Genomic DNA, 17,299 nt, shown 5'->3' with positions numbered 1-17,299 from the left:
CTCGCGGAGTCGGCGTTCGACGTCGCGCCCGACGCTGCCGGGACGCCGCTGGCGCACGACGGCTGGCGCGACGGTGGCGCTGCCGCCTCGCTCCGTCCGGTCCTGGCCGGCACACCCGCGCTCCGCCTCGTCGGTCCCGCTCACGTCGAGACGGCCGACGGCAGCATCGTCACCTGGGGCGAGGAGCTCCGCGAACCACTCGCTCCCGGCGTCGAGGTCGTGCACGCCGCGGTCGATGGGGCCTGGCTCTACGGCGTCGTACGCCGCGATCGACGCAGCGTCGAGGTGGTCGTCGCAGGTCAGCGCAGCACGTTCGAGCGTCACACCGCCGACCGTGACCACACCGCGCATGCCGGCGACGGTGCGGTGCTCGCGCCGATGCCCGGCACGGTCCTCGCGGTCCGGGTGGCACCCGGTCAGGAGGTCGCCAAGGGCGACGTCCTCGGTGTCCTCGAGGCGATGAAGATGGAGCTCAGCCTGACCGCTCCCTTCGACGGCACGGTGACCGACGTCGCGTGCACCCCCGGTGCGCAGGTGGCCCTCGGGGCGGTCCTCTTCGAGGTCGATGCGGCAGAATCGCCGGCATGACGACTGCGGGGTGGCGCCGATGACCGACACCCCCCAGCAGTACGTCGGACGGCTGGTCGCCGAGGCCGCCTCCCGGCGCGCGGACCCTCCGTCCGCGGCGACCGTCGCCACCCTTCTCGCGAAGGTCGACCGGGCCAGCGTGCCCGGTCGCGGCACGGGTGCGAGCGAGGGCGTCCGGCTCGCGGTGGGGCTGCTGGCGGAGGAGCTGCTCGCCCGCGACCCGGGCGTCTCCCCGCGCCGCCGTGGCGCCAGCCGCGCCCCGCGCCGTGGTGTGCTGGTGGTGGGTGCGCCGCTCGCGGTCGCCGCCACGCGCGCGGCCAGCGGCCTCCCGGCGGCACGCCCGAAGCGGCCCACGGACGTGGTGGTCCTCGGCCGCCCGCTGGACGAGGCGATCGCCGATGCCTGGGCCCACCAGGTCCAGGCCGGGATCAACCGGACCTGGGGTGGCATGACCGCGACCCTCGCGGCGCACGACCGGATCCCGCCACGCTCCGACGCGGCCTGGGTGGCCGCGCGCTGGGCACGGATCGTCGGCGCCGACCGGGTGCATGTCGCCACGCGTCCCGGACCGGTCGGCGGACTGACCCGGGCCCCGCTGCAGGTGGTGCAGCCCCCCGTCGTCGCAGCCGCGGTCGAGCTCACCCGGCTCACCGCCGAGCAACTCGGCATCCTGACCGACCGGCCCACCCATGCGCGCGTGCTGGAGCAGGTGCTGGTGCCCCTGCTCGCCCGCGAGCGGGGGCGCGGCCCTCGCGTGCGTGCGAAGCTCGATCCGTGGCTCGGACGACGCGCTGCCGACATCATCGAGCACATCGAGCAGGGTGGCTACGCTCTGCACGGCGACCCCACCGACCTCGCTCCACGCGGCGGGCCGGGGGTCATGTGGCCCGGATCGGACCACCAGCAGCCGGCGCTGCTCGCCGTCGCCGTCCGCACCCTGCTCGCCCTCTGTGAGGAGTCACCGTGACCGATGCCGCGTCCAAGGGGCCGATCTACCTGCACGTCGGCACGCCGAAGACGGGCACGTCGTACCTCCAGGATGTCCTCTTCGGCAACCGCGACGTGCTCGCGAAGCAGGGCCTGCTCTACCCCGCCGAGCGGTTCGACGGGCAGTTCCTCGCTGCCCTCGACCTGATGCGCCTGCCGTGGGGTGGCCTGGAGCGGGAAGCCGTCGGCGCGTGGGACGCGCTGGCCCGGAAGGTCCGCGACTGGGACGGCCCGGTCATCATCAGCCACGAGATCCTGGCGACGGCCAAGCCCGCCGACATCAAGCGCGCGCTGACGTCACTGGGCCACCCCGGGCGCGAGGTCCGCATCCTCGTCTCCGTCCGCGACCTGGCCCGCCAGATCCCGGCCGAGTGGCAGGAGAACGTCAAGCACCGCCGCGGGCTGCGCTACCGCCGATTCCTCGAGCAGATCCAGGACCCCGCACGCCCCGGCAAGGTGGCGCCGTGGTTCTGGGACGCGCAGGACGTCCCCGCGATCCTCGGCCGATGGGCCGCCGACCTCCCGGCCGACCGCGTCACGCTGATCACGGTCCCGCCCCCGGGGGCTCCGCGCGACCTGCTCTGGCAGCGGTTCGTGGAGGCGTTCGACCTCTCCGGCTACAAGTTCGATCTCTTCACCGAGCGCGCCAACCCGTCGATGGGCGTCCCCGAGACCGCTCTCCTGCGCCGGCTCAACCGTGCCGCCACCAAGGTGGTGCCGCCCCAGCACTATCGCGTCCTGGTCCGCGAGCTCCTCGCGCACCGCACCCTCGCGCTCCGCACCGAGTCGCCGCGCCTCGGCGTACCTCCGGATGTGTGGGAGTGGGCCGACTCGCTGGCGCGTGGCTGGGTGGCCACGCTGGAGGAGCGCGGCTACCGCGTCGTCGGTGACCTCGCGGACCTGACGCCCGCCCCCGCGAAGGCGGAGTACGCCGACCCCGACCGCCCCCGCGAGCGTCAGGTCGCGAATGCCGCGGTCGAGGCGCTCACCGCCCTGCTCGTCGAGGCTGCGCGCCTGCGCGACGTCGAGGAGCAGCTCCGTGCCGAGCTCGCCGAGGCGCGTGCGGCTCTCCACAAGGCGGAGCTGCCGCTGAAGGAGCGCACCAAGGTGCGCGCCTACGGCTACGCCTCGCAGCGCCCGTGGGGCCGCCGCGCGATCGCGGCGTACAAGAAGCGGCAGGGCTGAGGCGCCGGGCCAGCCCCGTCACGCCTTCGGCGTGGCGCCCTTCGCAAACTCGCGCGCCGCGTAGCGGCCCAGCTGCCAGGTGGCGTAGCCGTCTGCGGTCAGGCCGACCACGCCGCCGAGCACCGGGACGCGCTTGCCGATGGTGGTCGCCAGCCGGCGGCCCGCAACACGTGCGATCAGCTCGGTGGCGATCTCCAGGCTGAGCATGTTCTCCAGCTCGGGCGCGAGCTCGGGGCCCGTGGCGAGCTTGTGCGGCGTGCCCGGCAGCTGCTTCTTCTTGACTGCCTTCTTCACGCCGTCCTCGCCGAGGAGGGCGGTGACGACCGCGCGGCGTACCTTCACGTCGTTGAGGTCGTGGCCGTGGAGGTGGGCGATCTCCGCGATCATCCGCACCTGGATCAGGGTGAGTCCGGTGATGTTGGCCGGCACCGCCGCGATCGCGGTCATCAGGCCCCCGATGTTGGTCACGAACCCCTGCGCACCCGCGTAGGCGACGTGCACGCGGACGATGTCGGCGACCGCCTTCGCGACGTCGCCCTTCTCGTCGGCGAGCTGCTTCTCCGCGGCCCGCACGGCGGGGCGCAGCGGTCCGATGCCGGTGATGGCCTTGTCCATGGCCTCACGCACGAAGTTGTGTGTCACGTCGGGCACGAGCTTCTGCACACGGGGGGCGAGGCGACGGCCGACGATGCTTCCGAGTCCCATGTCCGTGATCGTAGGCGACGGGTCCCTACGATCACGGGTGTGCAGCCGCCCGTCGAGCCACCGCCGTCCCCGTGGCACTTTCCGGATCCGTCGACGGCCGATGACGACCTCGTGGCGATCGGCGCGGACCTCGCCCCCGGCACCCTCCTCGCGGCGTACCGGGCCGGGCTCTTCCCGATGCCGCTGGGTGACGACGTGGACGCGGACGAGCCGCCCGGCTGGTTCTCCCCCGTACGCCGCGGGGTGCTCCCGCTGGACGAGCTCAAGGTCAGCGCGTCCCTGAGGAAGTCGTGCCGCCGCTTCGAGATCCGGGTGGACACGGCGTTCACCGAGGTGATGCGCGCGTGCGGCGACCCCGCGCGCGACGGCGGCTGGATCACCAAGGAGTTCGTGGCGGCGTACACGGAGCTGCACGAGCTCGGCTGGGCGCACTCGGTCGAGGCCTGGCGCGACGGCGAGCTGGCAGGTGGGCTCTACGGGCTCGCGGTCGGTGGCCTCTTCGCGGGGGAGTCGATGTTCCACCGGCAGCGGGATGCGTCGAAGGTGGCGCTGGTCGGGCTGGTCGACCTGCTGCGGGACGAGCACGCCGACCGGCGGCTGCTCGACGTGCAGTGGCGCACCGACCACCTGGCGACGCTGGGCGTCGTCGAGATCCCGCGTGCGACCTACCTGCAGCGCCTGGGCGTCGCGCTCGGGCTGCCGGCACCTCGGGCCTTTGTCGCCGAGTAACGCGCGGGCTCAGACGACCTGGGCGGCCTGGCCGGTCTCGCTGACCATCGGGCGGCCGGCAGCCTCCCAGTCGAGCATGCCGCCGTCGAGGTTCACCACGTCGTGGCCCTGCTGCTGGAGCCACATGACCGCCTGAGCGGAGCGCCCGCCGACCTTGCAGACCACGAGGGTCTGGCCCGCGGGGAGCTCGTCGACACGGGCGGTGAGCGTGCCGAGCGGGATGTGCAGCGCGCCCTCGATGTGGCCGTACTGCCACTCCATCGGCTCGCGGACGTCGAGGACGGTGAGCCCCTCCGGCAGCGGGTGGGGGACCTGGTCGATCGAGACGGTGGGGATGCCCATGCGTCCTAGTATCGACGCATGCCCGAGCTGCCCGAAGTCGAAGCCCTCGCCCTCGACCTCGCGGGCCGCCTCGAGGGCCGCGCGATCGTGCGCATCGACCTCGCGGCGTTCAGCGCACTGAAGACATTCGACCCGCCGCTCGCCGCGCTCAACGGCGCCTTCGTGGACGGCGTGGCCCGGCACGGCAAGTTCCTCGACATCTCGGCGGGCGGCCTGCACCTGTGTGTCCACCTCGCCCGCGCCGGCTGGATCCGCTGGAAGGACTCCGTCCCCGCTCTCCCGGCGCGCCCCAGCTCCAAGTCGCCGCTCGCGGCCCGCATCGTGCTCGACGACGACACGGCCCTCGACATCACCGAGGCCGGCACCAAGAAGAGCCTCGCCCTGTACGTCGTCCGGTCACCGCAGGACGTCCCCGGCATCGCCTCGCTCGGGCCGGACCCGCTGGACGACGCCTTCACGGTCGAGGTCCTCGAGGGAATCCTCCAGAGCGAGGGGCGCAAGCAGATCAAGGGCGTGCTCCGCCACCAGGGCACCATCGCCGGCATCGGCAACGCCTACTCCGACGAGATCCTGCACGCGGCGCGGATGTCGCCGTACAAGCCGGCCTCCTCGATCGAGGGGGAGGAGCTGACCACGCTCTTCCACGCCATCAAGGACACGATCGGCGATGCGGTCGATCGCTCGCGGGGCCTCGCCGCCTCCGAGCTCAAGGGCGAGAAGAAGAGCAACATGGCGGTCCACGGCCGCACCGGCCAGGCGTGTCCGGTCTGTGGCGACACCGTGCGCGAGGTGAGCTTCGCCGACTCGAGCCTGCAGTACTGCGCCACCTGCCAGACCGGCGGCAAGCCGCTCGCCGATCGGCGGATGAGCAAGCTGCTGAAGTGACGCGCCCCCGCCGCGTCGCCCCCGAACGACGTACACGCTCGTGTTGTCAGGCGGACCGCGGAGCCGCCCGGCCAGGCGGCGCGGGCCGAGCTGTACGTCGTCCGGGGGCCGCCACCCGATCGCCGGGTGACGACCCCCTTGCCCAGGCAGGTCAGCTGACGTTGAAGAACTCCCGCAGCGCCGGCACCCGCCGCAGCACAAGCTGGTCGAGCGCCAGGACCGCGACGACCGAGGCTCCGAAGAGCGGCAGGAAGGCGCCGAGCGCGATGAGCCCGACGACGGCTCCCGGTCCGGTCTTCCAGGTGAGCCGGCCACGCGGCGCCGCGAAGACGCGCCCCTTCGGACGCCGGCGCCACCACATCATCGGCCCGGTGACACACATGAAGATCACCGCGACGCAGAAGGCGCCGGAGACGATCATGTTGGCGGTGCCGAACCGGCGCCCCTCGTGCAGGGCGATGCCCTGGCCGACCACCTTGGCGACGGCGCCGTACTGGTCGTAGCCGAACTCCGACACGACCTTGCCGGTGAACTGGTCGACGTGGACGGTCGCCTCGTGGCCGGGCTCGTTGAAGGCGTAGCCGAGCACGGAGTAGACGCCCTGCTCGTCGGCCGGCGGGATGACGGTCATGGGGTGCTTCAGGCCCGCGTCTTCGGCGGTGCTGACCGCCGCGTCGACGCCGACCTGCTGCGCGCCGGACCCTGCCTCCGAGCGGGGCACCTCGGTCTTCCCCTCGCCCCACGGCACGTTGTGGCTGTGCGGCACGGAGGCGTCGAGCTTCGGGGCGCCTGACTGTGCGCCGGGGTCGGTCGACCAGAGCGAGGTGCCCTGCGACGTCGCGAGCTCCTGGACCTTCGTGCCCCACCAGACCGTCCACGGCAGGCCCGAGACGACCAGGAGCAGCAGGCCCACGCCCACGAACGGGCCGACCTTCGCGTGGCGGTGACGCAGGGCGACGCCCGGGGAGACTGCCCGAGCGGGCGGCGCGACCTGGGCGCCGCCCTTGCGGGCCAGCGCTGCGCGCCGGCGGGCCGGCCGCGTGCGGCGGAACATGTAGAAGCCGGTGAGTGCCATGACGATCGCCCAGCAGGCGCCGAGCTCGATGACGTACTCACCGGTGGTGCCGGCCATGAAGCTGCCGTGCAGCTCCTTCGCGTAGCCCGACACGGTCGTCGCCGGATCGAGCTCGCCGAGCACCTCGCCGGTGTAGGGGTTCACGTAGACCTCGCGGACGGTGTCGTCCTCCCAGCTCGGCGTGCCCGGCGGCGCCGTCGAGAGCGAGAAGTCCGTCGACCGGTCGGCGCCGGACGGCTCGAGCACGGCCGCGATGCGACCGTCGGGATAGGCCTCCAGCAACGACGCGGCCTGCTCGTCGTACGACAGGCGCTGCGCACCGGCCGGCACGTCCACCTTCATCAGGTCGGCGTGGAGCAGTGGCTCGATCTGGAACCGCAGCAGGTAGACCAGACCCGTGCTCGCGAGCATAAGCAGCACCGGGATGACCAGGAAGCTGGCGTAGAAGTGCCAGCGCCAGAAGGCGCGGAAGAGGCCACCCGAGGGCTTCTTCCGCGGGCGCGAGACGGCTTGCGCCGTGGGTTGTGGGTCGTCGAGCCCTTCCGGCTCGACGACGGTGGTGTCGGACATGGGTCCTCCTCAGGACACGTGGGGTGCACCGCGTGACCCGAGCGGTGAGTCCGCCGGGCCGGAGGTGCGTGGACCGTGCCGCCCTCAGCTCGGGGTCAGCGAGCGGGGGCGGGGAGGAGGGCCGGGGGACCCCGGCGTACGTGCGTGTCGGCGAGCCAGACAGAGGTACGCCGCGACGTCGCGCCGGCGACCGGCGCGCGACGGAGCGTGGGGTCGGAGAAGGCGACCGGGCGAGGGAGCGACGGCAGCGCGAGGGCGACGAACCGGGCCGCACGGGCGAGCAGCTGCAGGACCGTCCAGAGGGCTCGCTCGCCCTGCCCAAGGAGGAGGCCGGCGAGGGCGGCCGCCATGAGGTGGGTGGCCGTCATCATCAGCCCCGATGCCGAGGAGACGTCCACGAGCACGTGGTGGGTGGCGTCGGAAAGGGCGCCGCCGACGGTGTCGGCCGCGAGCCCGTGCCCGCCGTGCCCGGCGAGCGCCGACATCGCGAAGTGGAGCGTGGCCTGCGCTCCGAGGAGGAGCAGGGCGAGGCTGCGCCGCGAGGCACGCTGTCCGAGCCAGAGTGCGCAGCCGGCGAAGCAGAGCGCGGTCATCGCGACGAGCACCCCGCGGCCCGGCAGCAGACCCCCCGCGGAGACGTGCGCCGCGATGGCCAGGAGCAGGGAGAGGCCGGTGGCGACGGTGGCGCGCACCAGCACCAGGTCACGCGCCGCCCGAGTCGTCACGGCGCCATCATGCCTGCTGAACCCGTGACGCGCGTGGATCGGGGGAGCATGATGGACGTGTGCCTCCGGTCACCCCGCTTCCGCTGACGGGCGAGATCTACCTCGACGCCCGTTCGCCGTCGCGCGCGCTCCGGGTCACGTGGCACCACGAGGCGGGCCTCGTCGTCCTGTCGCTGTGGCGCGACACGACGTGTGCGGGCACGTTCCGGCTGGCGATCGAGGAGGTGCCCGACCTCATCGACGTGCTGCGGGCCGGCCTCGACGCGTCGTACTCCAGCGCGCTCGGCGACCGCCGGGCCGCCCGCCTCGCCGGCCTCTCCGACGCCGGCTGAGCGCCCTCTCCCTGCCGAGCCTGCACCCGTAGTCAGTCGAACCTGCACCTGTGGCCGCTCGATGCGACACGCTAGCGATGTCTAAGGCCGCGCCTAGATTCGCCGATACCGTCACATCGTGGACCCGATCCGTAACCCCTATGCCCCCGGCGCCGGCCAGCGCCCGCCCGAGCTCGCCGGTCGCGACGAGCAGCTGGCGCAGTTCGACGTGGTGCTGGAGAGGGTCTCCCGCGGGCGCCCCGAGCGGTCGATGGTGCTCACCGGCCTGCGCGGCGTCGGCAAGACCGTGCTGCTCAACGCGCTGCGCTCGGCCGCGGTGCGGAAGCGCTGGGGCACCGGCAAGCTCGAGGCCCGCCCCGACCAGGGCCTCCGCCGCCCGCTGAGCTCCGCGCTCCACCAGGCGATCCGCGAGCTCGGCCACCCCCAGCAGGACGACGTCGACCACGTGCTGGGCGTGCTCAAGGCGTTCGCCCAGCGCGAGGCCGGCCCTGCTGCGAAGCTCGCCGAGAAGTGGAACCCCGGCATCGACGTCGTCGCCCGCAAGGGCCGCGCCGACTCGGGTGACATCGAGATCGACCTCGTCGAGCTCTTCACCGACATCGGCGGACTCGCAGCCGACGTCGGCAAGGGCATCGCGGTCTTCATCGACGAGATGCAGGACCTCGGCCCCGACGACATCTCCGCGCTCTGCGCCGCCTGCCACGAGATCAGCCAGTCGGGCCTGCCGGTCATCGTGGTCGGCGCGGGCCTGCCGCACCTGCCCGCCGTGCTCTCCGCGAGCAAGTCCTACTCCGAGCGGCTCTTCCGCTACCAGCGGATCGACCGCCTCTCCCGCGAGGCGGCTGACGCGGCGCTGGAGCGGCCCGCCGGCGACGAGGACGCGGCGTACACGGGGGAGGCACTGGAGGCGATGTACGCCGCGACCGGCGGCTACCCGTACTTCATCCAGGCCTACGGCAAGGAGGTCTGGGACCTCGCGCCGCGCTCGCCGATCACCGTCGACGACGTGAAGGTCGCGGCACCGGCTGCCGAGGCAGAGCTCGCGGTCGGCTTCTTCGGGTCCCGCTACGAGCGCGCGACGCCGGGGGAGCGGGAGTACCTCCGGGCGATGGCCGACGTCGCCGTCGACATGGCCGCGACGGGTCAGGGACGCATCGACGACATCGGCTCGGTCGCCACGGCCGACGTCGCGATCCAGCTCGGCAAGAAGCCGCAGTCGCTCTCGCCGGCCCGTGACGCGTTGCTGAAGAAGGGCTTGATCTACTCCGCCGAGCGCGGACTGATCGCCTTCACCGTCCCCCACTTCGGCCGCTACCTGCTCGACCACGCCTGACGGAGGGCGGCGCGCCGTCATCTCAAAACCGGGCAGACGCACCTCGCGGGGGTGCAAGATCACGGCATGGAGGTCGTCGCCCACCGCGGAGCCAGCGCGGACATGGCCGAGCACACCCTGGGCGCGTACCTCGAGGCGCTCGAGGTCGGAGCGGACGCGCTCGAGTGCGACGTCCGGCTCAGCGCCGACGGCCACCTTGTCTGCGTGCACGACCGCGACCTGCGGCGTACGGCGGGCGCGCGCGGCACGGTGTCGACGATGGAGCTCAGCGACCTCGCGGAGCTCGACTTCGCGAGCTGGAAGCGGCCTTGGTCCGATCTCGACGACGAGGCGCCCGACCTCGACCCACGGCTCGGCGGCGTGCTGACGCTGCGCAACCTGCTGGCCACGGTCGCCGACTACGGGCGGCCGGTGGAGCTGGCGATCGAGACCAAGCACCCCACGCGCTACGGCGGGCTGGTCGAGAAGCGGCTCATGGAGACGTTGCGCGAGTTCGGCTGGGCCGGCAAGGAGTCGCCGGTGCGGGTGATGAGCTTCTCGCACACGGCGCTCCTTCGGATGCAGCGGCTGGCGCCGGACCTCCGGCTCGTGCAGCTGGTCGAGAAGGCGCACCACTGGCCGATGCTGCGGCCGATCGTGCCGCGCGACTGGATCATCGGCCCGGGCATCAAGCAGCTCAACCTCCACCCCGGCCTGGGCGAGCACCTGATGCGGGAGCAACGGCGCATGCACGTGTGGACCGTCAACACGGAGAAGAACCTCCGGTACTGCCAGGAGCTCGGCGTCGAAGCTGTCATCTCCGACAAACCGGCCACCATGCTGAGACTTCTCGGCAGGAAATGACAACGGATGTTGCGGACGGCACCGCGAGGGGCCTATCTTTCTCTTGCCCGGTCGTTGTTGTATCCCCCGTCGACAACGACCGGGTTTTTCATTGCCCGAACATCGGTTTCTTTATACAACTTTGACAGTTTGCCGCGTCAGAGCAGCTCGTAGACCGTGACCGCGGCGAGCAGCAGGCACATGCCGGCTCCGACGTAGTGCAGCGTGCTGAGCCGGATCCGCGCGAGCAGCCAGCGCCCGAGCAGCACGGCCAGGCCGCTGACGGCGAGCAGCCCGCCCAGGGCGCCGATGAAGACGGACAGCGGGTCGTCGTACTTCGCCGAGAACGAGAGCACGAGCAGCTGCGACAGGTCGCCCCACTCGGCGGCGAAGAGGACCAGGAAGCTCGTCGCCAGCGCCGTCCACGCCGTACGCCGGTCCCCGGCCGCGTCTGCCTTCGCGGCGTACTCCGCCTCGGTGTCGGCCTCGTCGGCGTCCGCGCTGCGCGCCTCGCGCAGCAGCAGGAAGGCACCCACCAGGAAGAGCACCGCGGCGCCGCCTCGCACGACGTCGGTCGGGAGGAACGACAGCGCCTTGCCGAGCCCGACCGCGATCGCCACCTGCAGTGCGAACGCGCAGCCGACGCCGATCCACACGTAGAGCGGGCGGAAGCGGGTGCTCAGCACCAGCGTCGCGAGGAAGGTCTTGTCAGGCAGCTCGACCACGAAGATGGTGCCGAACGTGAGCGCGATGAGGGCGAGATCCATGGTGGGCCCAAGTGTACGGAGCGCCGACCTCGCGGCCGTGGCCACCCGATCCGCGCTGTGCCCGCCCGAGCCTGCGCGTGTGGTCACGCGAACCCGCACCTGTGGTCACGCGAGCCTGCTCGGGTGACGGTCGCGCCGCGGCTACGCTGCCGCCGTGCTGTACGTCGCGATCGCCGCTCTGCTCCTCGCCCTCGCCGCCTGCGTTCTCGCGCTCGTGGCCCTGCGTCGCGGAGCGCCGTCGACGGCCACCGGCACAGCCCACGAACCGCTGCCCGAGGACGTGCAGGGCCTCCGCCAGGAGGTTGCCGCGCTCCGTGCCGAGGGTGCCTACGCGCTGAAGCACCTCGCCGTGGTGCGCTACGACGCCTTCGGCGACATGGGCGGCCACCTCTCGTGGTCGCTGGCGATGGCCGACGATGAGGGCAACGGCGTCGTCCTGACCTCGATCCACGGCCGGAGTGAGGCGCGCACCTACGCCAAGTCGATCAACGACTGGTCCTGCGACCAGCAGCTCTCGCCCGAGGAGGACGAGGCGATCGCAGCCGCGCGGCCCTGACCACAAGCGCAGGCTCGCGTGACCACAACTGCAAGGTCGGGTGACCACTAGCGCGAGTTCAGCGTCGGGGGGGGTCAGCGAGGGACGCGCACCAGCAGCCGCCCGTGCACGGTCTCGCAGACCAGCTCCTTGCCGGACGGGATGATGTCGCCGTCGATCTGACGGGGGACGTCGACCGCCGAGCGCACCACGACCCGCGTGCCCGTGAAACGGGTGAGGGAGGCGTCGACACGCTTCTGCTTCGTCAGGATCCGCACCGCGAGCGGCAGCCACGACAGGAACTTGCGCGGGTAGAGCAGCACGACGTCGAGCTGGCCGTCGTCGATCGCGGCGTTCGGGATCAGCGGCATGCCGGCCTGGAGGTAGCCGACGTTGCCGATGACGACCGTGCGCGCGCGGTGGGTGGTGAACTCGCCGTCGTCGACGGAGATCTCCAGCTTCATGGCCGGGAACATCAACGCCTTGAGCGCGGAGAGGACGTAGGCGATCCAGCCGACCTTCTTCTTGATGTCCTCGTTGACGCCCTCCATGATCGCGGCGTCGAAGCCCATGCCGGCCATCACCAGGAACGACGTGTCCTCCACGCCGTCGCCTGACAGCGACACCATGTCGATCGCCTTGTCCTGGCCGTTGAGTGCGACGTCGATCGCAGAGCGGAAGTAGAGGGGGAGCGAGAGGTTGCGGCCGAGGAGGTTGCCCGTGCCGGCCGGGACGATGCCGACCGGGATGCCGGTGCCGGCCAGCTCGGCGCAGACCTCGCGCACCGTCCCGTCGCCACCGCAGACGAGGACGAGGTCCGCGCCCGCGATCGAGGCGTCGTGGGCCTGGCCGGTGCCGGAGTCCTCGACGGTCGTGTAGTGCCAGACCGGCTCCGACCAGCCCGCGTCGGCGGCCATCTGCTCGACGACGCTGCGGAACGCGTCGAGGTCCTCGACCTTGATCGGGTTCATGACGACGTGCAGGTCGCGGGTGCTGCCGGGTGTCGTGGCGAGCAGGGGCTCGAGCCGGCGCGCGTGGCTGCGGGGGACCGGCGAGTAGAGGGCGAGGACCAGCAGGACCCAGATGCCACCGAGCGCCGCACCGCCGATCACATCGGTCAGGAAGTGGCGCCCGAGCAGGATCCGGTCGGCAGCGATGAGGACGACCGAGAGGGCAAGCGCGGCGTAGAGGACCCGGCGTACGGGCGCCTTGCGGACCAGCATCGAGACGAGGACGCCGAGCGACCCTGCGATGGAGGCCGCCCACGCGGCGTGGCCCGACGGGTAGGAGCCGTTGTGGAGGATGTCGGTGACGACCTGCCACTCCGGGCGGTCGCGGTCGAAGGCCGCCTTGAGCAGGTGCACCGAGACGAGGGTCAGCGAGTTGACCAGGGCGAAGTAGACACCGGCGCGGGGGTGGCCCTTCCACCAGAGCAGCAGAGCGCCGACGATCGCGGTCACCTCGGCTCCGATGGTGCCGGTCAGCACCTCGAACCAGTGCAGGCCCGTGATCACGTGGCTGTGGCCGTCGACGAGGCGGGCGATGGGGTCGCTGAGCTCGGCGTCGAGGTCGAGCAGCGCCTGCCAGCCGGCGCTCACGAACACGCCGAGGAGGAGGAAGAAGCCGGCCAGGACGGCAGCCCAGGTCAGGAGCCAGCGGGAGGAGCGATCGGTCACGGCGCTCAGTATGCAGGCGCGGGGCCCGCAAAAGGCTGATGTGTGAGCGGGCCGATAGCCTGTGCGCATGATCGACCCGCGCATCCTCCGCGACGAGCCCGACCGTGTCCGCGCCTCGCAGGCCAAGCGCGGCCTCCCCGACGACGTCGTCGACGCGGCACTGGTGGCCGACACCCGCCGCCGGGCAGCCATCGCGGCGTTCGAGGAGAAGCGCGCCGAGCAGAAGCGCATCGGTGGCCTGATTCCGCGCGCGTCCGCGGAGGAGAAGCCCGCCCTGCTCGCCCAGACCAAGGCGCTGGCCGCCGAGGTCAAGGCCGCGGAGGAGGCCAACCGCGAGGCCGAGGAGGCCTGGGAGAAGGCGCTGAAGTCGATCCCCAACATCTGCGAGGAAGCGACACCGCCCGGCGGCGAGGACGACTCCGTCGTCATCGAATACGTCGGTACGCCGCGTGACTTCGCCGCCGAGGGGTTCGAGCCCCGCGACCACGTCGAGCTCGGCAAGCTGCTCGGCGCGATCGACCTCGATCGTGGCGCGAAGGTGTCGGGCAGCCGCTTCTACTTCCTCACCGGGGTGGGTGCGCAGCTCGAGTTCGCGCTGATCAACATGGCCCTCGACCAGGCGCGCGAGGCCGGCTTCACCCAGGTGGTCGCGCCGGCGCTGGTGCGGGCCGAGGCGATGGCCGGCACCGGCTTCCTCGACCAGGTCGACGAGGGTGTCTACAAGGTCGACGACCTCTACCTGGTCGGCACCTCCGAGGTCCCGATGGCGGCGTACCACTCCGACGAGATCCTCGAGCCGGCGACGCTGCCGAAGCGCTACGCGGCGTTCTCCTCGTGCTTCCGCAAGGAGGCCGGCTCGGCGGGCAAGGACACCAAGGGCATCATCCGGGTCCACCAGTTCGAGAAGGTGGAGATGTTCGTCTACACCTCGATCGAGGACGCCCCGGCCGAGCACCAGCGGCTGCTGGAGTGGGAGAAGCAGTTCCTCGACAAGCTCGAGCTCGCCTACCAGGTCGTCGACATCGCGGCCGGTGACCTCGGCTCCTCCGCGGTGCGCAAGTTCGACTGCGAGGCGTGGATCCCGACCCAGGGCAAGTACCGCGAGCTCACCTCGACCTCCAACTGCACCGAGTTCCAGAGCCGCCGGCTCAACATCCGTGAGCGCGGCGAGAAGGGCACCCGCCCGGTCGCCACCCTCAACGGCACGCTGACCGCTGTCACCCGCGCGATCGTCGCTGTCCTGGAGACCCACCAGCAGGCCGACGGCTCGGTCCGCGTGCCGAAGGCGCTCCAGCCCTACATGGCCGGCCTCGAGGTGCTCACCCCGATCGCCTGAAGCCCCACCTCGACGTGAGTAGGGTCGAGGCGTGACGGACCCGGCGTACGACGACTGGCAGCCGCGCCTGGTGGCGCTCGACATCGACGGCACCGTGATCCAGTGGGTCGAGGGCACCGGCCAGGACAACGAGGAGATCGCTCCCGCCGTCCGCGCCGCCGTGCACCGCGTCCTCGATGCGGGGGGCCACGTGGTCCTCGCCTCTGGCCGGTCCATCGACGGCATGACCAGCGTCGTCGACCTGCTCGGCCTCCACCGCGGCGAACAGGTCTGGGTCGTCGCCTCCAACGGCGGCGTGGTCTTCCGCTATCCCCCTGTCGACGTGGTCCACGAGGAGCGCTTCGACGCCTCCGAGGCGGTGCGGGCGATCCTGGCCGAGCACCCGACCGCCCTTGTCGCGGTCGAGGAGTACGGCGTGGGCTACCGCGTCTCGCACCACTTCCCGCCCGGCGAGCTGAGCGGCACCCAGATCGTGGCGGACGTCGACGAGCTCGTCGCCGAGCCGGTCACCCGCGTCGTCATCCGCGACCCCGATGCGACGCCCGAGGAGTTCGTCGAGCTCGGCCGCCGTCTGGGCCTGGCCAACACGGAGTACGTCGTGGGCTGGTCGGCGTGGATGGACCTCGCCCCCGTCGGGGTCTCGAAGGCGAGCGGGCTGGCCAGGGTCGCCGACGCGCTCGGCATCGACGCGCACGAGACGCTGGCGATCGGCGACGGCCGCAACGACCTCGAGATGCTCCGCTGGGCGCACCGGGGCGTCGCGATGGGCCAGGCGGTCGACGAGGTGAAGGCGGTGGCCGACGACGTCACCGCGCCGGTCGAGGAGGACGGAGTGGCCGTCGAGCTCGCTCGCTGGTTCCTGCCTGATCGCTGAGTGATGCTCACGCCATGGGCGGTCAGCGGCCGTAGTAGCGCGCGGTCTCGGTCTGCATCAGCTCGGTGAGCTCGGTGGTCTCGGCGGCGCCGGCCCGCAGGGCCTTCGAGAGGGGGATGTGGCAGTCGCTGCCGGCACAGGCGTGGAAGCTGTTCCAGGCCTTGCGCAGCTCCGCCTTCACGTCGGCGTACGCCGGGTCCCGGGCGACCGAGGTGAGCTGGACCGGGTCGGCGCGGAGGTCGAAGAGCTCCTCCTGGCCGTTGCTGTAGCGGACGTAGAACCAGCCGGCGGTCCGGATGCCGACGGCGGAGGCGTCGCCGCCCTCGAAACCGGGGACCGTGCGGTCGTTGGGGAGCTTGGGGAAGTAGGCCTCGTAGCCGACGGCGCGGTCCCAGCCGCGGTCGCTGCCGATGGCATCGACGAACGAGTGGCCATCAGTGCCGTCGAGGCGGGCTCCGGCCCAGTCGAGAACGGAGGCCGAGAGGTCGACCGTGTTGACCGGGATGTCGTCGTCGACGCCTTCGGGGACGCCCGGGCCCGCGACGAGCAGGGGGACCCGGTAGGACGGCTCGAACCCGATGACCTTGCCGTCACGCCAGCGGTGCTCGCCCTGCATGAAGCCGTTGTCGGAGGTGAACGCGACGATGGTGTGGTCGAGCTGGCCGCTGCGCTTGAGGTTGCGCAGCACGCGCACCAGCTGGTGGTCGAAGGCGAGGAGCGTCTCGGCGCGCTGGCGCGAGACCGCCAGGATGCCGGCCCGGTCGGCGTCGTCGAGCGGGTCGCGGAAGCGGGTCAGCCCGGCCTTGTCGCTGACGTCGTCCTCGGGCTCACCGCTCTCCGGTACGCCGAGGCCGCGGGGGATCTCGAGGTCGAACTTCCCCTTGGTCCACTCCGGGCGGGCCGGGGTCGCGAACTCCGCCGGGTCGTCGAGCTCGGTCGGTCCGCCGTGGTGCGGCGCGAGGGAGTTGAGCTGGAGGTACCAGGGCCGGTTGCCCGCCTGGAACTCCTCCATCACCTCGAGCGTCTCGTCGACGAGGACCTGCGAGTTGTACTCACCCTCGTGCCCCTCGAGGGTGCCGTTGACGTTGACGGTCGTGTCGAAGTACGCGTAGGTGCTGCCCTCACGCGGGTCCCAGGAGGGCAGGCCGGTGGCGTCCGGCGTACCCCGCCACTCGTCCCAGCCCGCCGGGACGTACGTCGCCGGGTCGGCGCCGGGGTCGGCCTTCGGGGCGGCGATGCCGTAGCGGTTGAGGTACTTGCCGACGTAGCCGGTGGCGTAGCCCGCCTGCTGGAGGGCACCGGCGAGCGTGTGCCGGTCGTCGAAGGAGCCGTAGCCGAACGGCTCGTCGTGCCACCAGACCTCGTGGTTGTGGCTGTACTCGCCGGTGAGGTACGACGCACGGTTGGGGCAGCAGAGCGGCGTCGGGGCGAACATGTTGCGGAAGTTGGTGCCCCGCGTGGCGAAGAACTCCTGGGTGCGCGGCATCCACTGGAGGTCGTCCGCACGCATGTCGTCGGTCATGACGAGGAGGATGTTGGGCCGGTCGATCCGTGGCTTGACCGGCTGCTTCAGCGGCGGGTGGGCGGCGACCTCGGCGCTCGGCGTGGCACGCGGCTCGCCCCCGGCGTCGGGAGCGCCCTGGCTGCATGCGCCGAGGGTGAGGAGCGCCGTCGACAGTGCGACGAGCAGACGTGCACGCACCATCGGTGACTCCCCCAAGACCTGTAACAATTCGCCCAGCCGTAGCCGCGCCAGGAAAACGCTAAGCCCCTCGGACCGGACTTGTCCGGCGAATCGCCGTCTCCGGACCGTGGCCTGCGCAACTCCGGCGA

The 17,299-nt window shown here is 71.9% G+C and carries 18 protein-coding genes; 11 read left to right on the top strand and 7 right to left on the bottom strand.

The features are described 5' to 3' along the window. The 3 genes from VLF38_RS06500 to VLF38_RS06490 form a co-directional block, all read left to right on the top strand. Positions 1–588, top strand: a 588-nt coding sequence (locus VLF38_RS06500) for an acetyl-CoA carboxylase biotin carboxyl carrier protein subunit (RefSeq protein ID WP_325270465.1), incomplete at its 5' end; no start/stop codon positions are given. Positions 589–607: 19 nt separating this feature from the next. Then, complete coding sequence (locus VLF38_RS06495; RefSeq protein ID WP_325270464.1) at positions 608–1,555, top strand: hypothetical protein; 948 nt, start codon at positions 608–610, stop codon at positions 1,553–1,555. Beyond that, entirely contained in the window at positions 1,552–2,760 is a 1,209-nt protein-coding gene (locus VLF38_RS06490; RefSeq protein ID WP_325270463.1) for a hypothetical protein, read from the top strand. The genes VLF38_RS06495 and VLF38_RS06490 overlap by 4 nt, the downstream gene beginning before the upstream one ends. An 18-nt stretch (positions 2,761–2,778) precedes the next feature. Here VLF38_RS06490 and VLF38_RS06485 read toward each other — a convergent pair whose 3' ends face one another. Beyond that, the gene (locus tag VLF38_RS06485) at positions 2,779–3,465 is read right to left on the bottom strand and encodes an EcsC family protein (protein ID WP_325270462.1); all 687 of its coding nucleotides are present in this window, start codon (positions 3,463–3,465) and stop codon (positions 2,779–2,781) included. 39 nt (positions 3,466–3,504) lie between these two features. Here VLF38_RS06485 and aat point away from each other — a divergent pair, with 39 nt between their 5' ends. Further along, positions 3,505–4,194 (top strand): leucyl/phenylalanyl-tRNA--protein transferase, encoded by a 690-nt coding sequence (aat, locus tag VLF38_RS06480; protein WP_325270461.1) that lies wholly within the window; start codon positions 3,505–3,507, stop codon positions 4,192–4,194. Positions 4,195–4,203: 9 nt separating this feature from the next. On the opposite strand, the gene VLF38_RS06475 is transcribed toward aat, so the two are convergent. Continuing rightward, complete coding sequence (locus tag VLF38_RS06475; protein ID WP_325270460.1) at positions 4,204–4,536, bottom strand: rhodanese-like domain-containing protein; 333 nt, start codon at positions 4,534–4,536, stop codon at positions 4,204–4,206. An 18-nt stretch (positions 4,537–4,554) separates the two neighbouring features. Here VLF38_RS06475 and VLF38_RS06470 point away from each other — a divergent pair, with 18 nt between their 5' ends. Next, positions 4,555–5,421, top strand: a complete 867-nt coding sequence (locus tag VLF38_RS06470) for an Fpg/Nei family DNA glycosylase (RefSeq protein ID WP_325270459.1) — start codon at positions 4,555–4,557, stop codon at positions 5,419–5,421. A gap of 151 nt (positions 5,422–5,572) precedes the next feature. Here VLF38_RS06470 and VLF38_RS06465 read toward each other — a convergent pair whose 3' ends face one another. Then, positions 5,573–7,066 carry a PepSY domain-containing protein gene (locus VLF38_RS06465; protein WP_325270458.1) on the bottom strand — a complete coding sequence of 498 codons (1,494 nt, stop codon included), beginning with the start codon at positions 7,064–7,066 and terminating at the stop codon, positions 5,573–5,575. 95 nt (positions 7,067–7,161) lie between these two features. Further along, positions 7,162–7,791 (bottom strand): hypothetical protein, encoded by a 630-nt coding sequence (locus VLF38_RS06460; protein ID WP_325270457.1) that lies wholly within the window; start codon positions 7,789–7,791, stop codon positions 7,162–7,164. A 59-nt stretch (positions 7,792–7,850) separates the two neighbouring features. Between VLF38_RS06460 and VLF38_RS06455 the strand changes: the two genes are divergently transcribed. The 3 genes from VLF38_RS06455 to VLF38_RS06445 all read left to right on the top strand — a co-directional run bounded on the left by VLF38_RS06455 (position 7,851) and on the right by VLF38_RS06445 (position 10,299). Beyond that, entirely contained in the window at positions 7,851–8,123 is a 273-nt protein-coding gene (locus VLF38_RS06455; protein ID WP_325270456.1) for a hypothetical protein, read from the top strand. A 118-nt stretch (positions 8,124–8,241) separates the two neighbouring features. Beyond that, on the top strand, positions 8,242–9,456 hold the full coding sequence (locus VLF38_RS06450; protein ID WP_107701066.1) for an ATP-binding protein: 1,215 nt from the start codon (positions 8,242–8,244) through the stop codon (positions 9,454–9,456). A gap of 66 nt (positions 9,457–9,522) precedes the next feature. Continuing rightward, positions 9,523–10,299 carry a glycerophosphodiester phosphodiesterase gene (locus VLF38_RS06445; protein WP_325270455.1) on the top strand — a complete coding sequence of 259 codons (777 nt, stop codon included), beginning with the start codon at positions 9,523–9,525 and terminating at the stop codon, positions 10,297–10,299. A 137-nt stretch (positions 10,300–10,436) separates the two neighbouring features. Here VLF38_RS06445 and VLF38_RS06440 read toward each other — a convergent pair whose 3' ends face one another. Further along, complete coding sequence (locus tag VLF38_RS06440; RefSeq protein WP_325270454.1) at positions 10,437–11,045, bottom strand: TMEM165/GDT1 family protein; 609 nt, start codon at positions 11,043–11,045, stop codon at positions 10,437–10,439. Positions 11,046–11,199: 154 nt separating this feature from the next. On the opposite strand from VLF38_RS06440, the gene VLF38_RS06435 reads away from it, so the two are divergent. Next, the gene (locus tag VLF38_RS06435) at positions 11,200–11,601 is read left to right on the top strand and encodes a DUF4446 family protein (RefSeq protein ID WP_325270453.1); all 402 of its coding nucleotides are present in this window, start codon (positions 11,200–11,202) and stop codon (positions 11,599–11,601) included. Positions 11,602–11,675: 74 nt separating this feature from the next. On the opposite strand, the gene VLF38_RS06430 is transcribed toward VLF38_RS06435, so the two are convergent. Continuing rightward, a complete protein-coding gene (locus VLF38_RS06430; protein ID WP_325270452.1) occupies positions 11,676–13,256 on the bottom strand; it encodes a diacylglycerol kinase family protein in 1,581 nt (526 codons plus the stop codon). 67 nt (positions 13,257–13,323) lie between these two features. Here VLF38_RS06430 and serS point away from each other — a divergent pair, with 67 nt between their 5' ends. Then, on the top strand, positions 13,324–14,592 hold the full coding sequence (gene serS / locus VLF38_RS06425; RefSeq protein WP_325270451.1) for a serine--tRNA ligase: 1,269 nt from the start codon (positions 13,324–13,326) through the stop codon (positions 14,590–14,592). Between the two features lie 31 nt (positions 14,593–14,623). Next, positions 14,624–15,466: an HAD family hydrolase gene (locus VLF38_RS06420; protein WP_325270450.1), complete on the top strand. Its 843-nt coding sequence runs from the start codon at positions 14,624–14,626 to the stop codon at positions 15,464–15,466. A 22-nt stretch (positions 15,467–15,488) separates the two neighbouring features. Here VLF38_RS06420 and VLF38_RS06415 read toward each other — a convergent pair whose 3' ends face one another. Then, positions 15,489–17,171, bottom strand: a complete 1,683-nt coding sequence (locus VLF38_RS06415; protein ID WP_325270449.1) for a sulfatase-like hydrolase/transferase — start codon at positions 17,169–17,171, stop codon at positions 15,489–15,491. Between the last annotated feature and the right edge of the window lie 128 nt (positions 17,172–17,299).

This window comes from Nocardioides sp., assembly GCF_035481145.1.
GTDB lineage: Bacteria > Actinomycetota > Actinomycetes > Propionibacteriales > Nocardioidaceae > Nocardioides.
The sequence above is the reverse complement of the archived record's forward strand: the minus strand, read 5'-3'. Positions and strand labels throughout refer to the sequence as shown.

Excerpts from the sequence above, each read along its gene's own strand:
- VLF38_RS06495 (WP_325270464.1), top strand. The coding sequence starts at position 608 with ATGACCGACACCCCCCAGCAGTACGTCGGACGGCTGGTCGCCGAGGCC.
- VLF38_RS06485 (WP_325270462.1), bottom strand. The coding sequence starts at position 3,465 with ATGGGACTCGGAAGCATCGTCGGCCGTCGCCTCGCCCCCCGTGTGCAG.
- VLF38_RS06475 (WP_325270460.1), bottom strand. The coding sequence starts at position 4,536 with ATGGGCATCCCCACCGTCTCGATCGACCAGGTCCCCCACCCGCTGCCG.
- VLF38_RS06470 (WP_325270459.1), top strand. The coding sequence starts at position 4,555 with ATGCCCGAGCTGCCCGAAGTCGAAGCCCTCGCCCTCGACCTCGCGGGC.
- VLF38_RS06465 (WP_325270458.1), bottom strand. The coding sequence starts at position 7,066 with ATGTCCGACACCACCGTCGTCGAGCCGGAAGGGCTCGACGACCCACAA.
- VLF38_RS06445 (WP_325270455.1), top strand. The coding sequence starts at position 9,523 with ATGGAGGTCGTCGCCCACCGCGGAGCCAGCGCGGACATGGCCGAGCAC.
- VLF38_RS06440 (WP_325270454.1), bottom strand. The coding sequence starts at position 11,045 with ATGGATCTCGCCCTCATCGCGCTCACGTTCGGCACCATCTTCGTGGTC.
- serS (WP_325270451.1), top strand. The coding sequence starts at position 13,324 with ATGATCGACCCGCGCATCCTCCGCGACGAGCCCGACCGTGTCCGCGCC.
- VLF38_RS06415 (WP_325270449.1), bottom strand. The coding sequence starts at position 17,171 with ATGGTGCGTGCACGTCTGCTCGTCGCACTGTCGACGGCGCTCCTCACC.